The 2,782-nt window shown below is 42.8% G+C and carries 2 protein-coding genes; both read left to right on the top strand.

The features are described from left to right. The coding region (locus ACFINK_RS09135) for a hemagglutinin repeat-containing protein (protein WP_375638884.1) at positions 1-2,231 on the top strand (2,231 nt) is incomplete at its 5' end. A 21-nt stretch (positions 2,232-2,252) separates the two neighbouring features. After that, a complete protein-coding gene (locus ACFINK_RS09130; protein WP_375638882.1) occupies positions 2,253-2,660 on the top strand; it encodes a hypothetical protein in 408 nt (135 codons plus the stop codon). Positions 2,661-2,782: the final 122 nt, after the last annotated feature.

Below are 2,782 nucleotides of genomic sequence, written 5' to 3'. Positions count from 1 at the left end.
ATACCTCTAACGCAAAAGAAAAGCATGAAAAGTCTTTTGCTGGTGTGACAGGCTCTGTCAATGTGGGTATTCTTGGTGCCGTAAAAGATGTAAAGGATGCAGTCAAACGTTTTGGTCATGGGGATACAAAACACAAAATCGGTAATGGTCTTATTGCTGGTCTAAAAGGCTATGATCTCTATAGCAAAGGCAAAGGTCTTTATAATGGGATGAAAGGTGGAAACAAACAGTCTATTCGTGATATTGCTGATGTTTCTGCTAGCGTAACCGTTGGCTTTAAGACAGAGAAGGAGGAGGCATCGGTTCAGACATCTACTGCGGTGACAGGTACAATAGAAGCAGGACGCGCTGTTAATATGCAAGCCCACAAAGGCAGCATCCATGGTGTTGGAGCCGATATTATTGCCGGTACAAACCCGATGCAAAGCAATGATGAACAGAGCGGGAATATCACCATGGGAGCAGGTAAAGATATCACTTTTGAAAGTGCGCAAAACACACAAAGCACACAAAATCATACGCAAAGCGCTTCAATGAATGTTGGGTATAGTTATGGTACCGGTGGTCCAGGGTGGATGGGGAATGCTTCTTTTGGTAAAGGCAAGGGTTCCAGTGAGGAAGTGCATCACAAGAACAGCCATATTATAGGCACTGGCACTCTTCATACCATAAGTCAGGGAAACACCATACTGGCAGGCGCCGTGGCTTCTGCAGACCATGTAGAAATGGAAGTAGGGGGTGATTTCGCCATTACCAGCCGCAGTGATACGGGACAAACTTCCAGCAAGCAAGACTCTTTTTCTATTGGGTTTAATGGTGGAAAAAAGGATGATGCAGCCACAACCAATATTTCCTTGAACAAGGATAAATCCTCTAGCGATTATCATAGTGTTGTGGAGCAATCAGGCATCAAAGCCGGTGATGGCGGTTTTAAGATCAACGTTAAAGACAAAACGACCCTAACTGGGGGGCTTATTGCCAGCACTGCGCCGGCAGAAAAAAACAGCCTGACCACAGGAAGCATTAGCACCAGTGATATCAGCAACGGTGCGCATGCGCAAGCTAGCAGCCAAGGTTTAAGTATTTCTGCCGGTGGTCCGATGTATCAGGGTAAATATGGTGTCGGGAAAAACATTGCCAAAAATGTCTTAGATCATTCAAAAGCCCAAGATTCAGAGGAAGGATACACCAAATCCGCCATTAGCGATGGCACCATTGTCATTACTGATGAAGCTGGGCAGAAGGCATTGACAGGGCAAGATGTGGAACAAGCCATAGCCTCCCTTAATCGTGATACTGCCACCGCCCATAAGGGTGTACAACAGCTCGATGCAGGCAAGCTGGAACAAATCGTCCATGAAAACCGTGAAATGGCAACCCAACTTTTAGAAGAAGGATTTAAATACAGTGATGACTCCTATAAAACCATGTTTATCAAAGAGCACCCCATCGCTGTGGTCGACCGTGATGAAAAGGGTAATATAATCTATGAAATAGATGCAAATGGACAGTATATCAAAGACGCTCGTGGACAAAAAATACCTCACGCACATTATTTAACGGATGAAGAAAAGCAGCATTTACAAGAGGGTGCTGATGGCAAGGTGCATGTGTCCTTTAATGGCATCTTTACTCCACCAGAGGAAGCCGCTGTTTATGCGGTTCAACATGCGAAGGATAAAAATGAACCGCTTTATTTTGTTGTGTTCCCTCAAGCCGATTCTGCTATTTCAGAACTTCTGGTCGCGGGCTATCAGAAGTTTATGGAAAATAACTTTTGGGGTTTGACCAATTCAACACAAGAAGCAAAAGATTTGATGTATAGCTATGGTCTTACAGGATTAGAACTTTATGGACATAGTCGCGGGACAATGACATTGGGGAATATGCTGAATTCTTTCAAACAAGAAGGTGTGCACGGTATAGCCGACAACACGAATATCAATTTCTATGGACCAGCCTTTAATGTTTTAGTTGCATCCGGTCTGTTAGGTTATGTGAGTGATGGCAAACAAACCATTGTTGGCTTTGATGGGAATAGATACGACTTTGTCAGCAGAATTATTGGCGGCAATGGCTATACTTACGAGACAATACCTGCTGGCAGTAACTGGTGGAAAGAATGGTGGAGAGTGATCATGAATCCCATAAGCTCCCATACCTGTCTTGGAGATGCGGGTCAAAAATGCCAAAAAAGGTATGGCTCATCTCATTTAAAACAAAAACCTTGAATTAAATCATGGAGGAAAAAAATGAAACAAACTTTAAAATTATTAAGCGCTGTAACTTTGTTAAGTATAGCTGGATGTCAGTTTAATAAAACTCCTGGAGGATATTTGAGCGCGTGGGAGAAAAATGGTGTTACTGATTTTACTGAGGTAGGAAAAGCCTTATTAGAATGTGGAATGCCAACCCCTTATGATACTGATCCAGAAAATAGAAAGTTAAGTTTAAATAAAAAGGCGTTTATTGATTCTTGTATGGTTCAATCAGGATTCCGCTATAAAGATACAGAGGCAGGAACGTGGTGTGAGAATTTTCAAGGAAAGAATCTTCCGGCTTGTCGTCCAGGTGCTGTTGTTCCACAGCGCAGTGTCAAGAAGCGCTTGAACAGCCCTTTTTGTAAAAAGCATCCAGAACAATATGAATGTTATCCTTAAGTTTTGCTGTTTGTGATGATTAACAATCCGCTATCCTTGCCTTCACTTGGAATGGTGGGATTGTTTTCTCAACCAATCATCTCAATATTGTTCACCGTTGTTTTAAGCAGCGGTGACAGGAA

This window comes from Bartonella sp. AA16NXGY (assembly GCF_042197325.1).
In the GTDB taxonomy this organism is placed as follows: Bacteria; Pseudomonadota; Alphaproteobacteria; order Rhizobiales; family Rhizobiaceae; genus Bartonella.
Note: the sequence above shows the minus strand (reverse complement) of the source record. Positions and strands in the feature narration are given on the sequence as shown.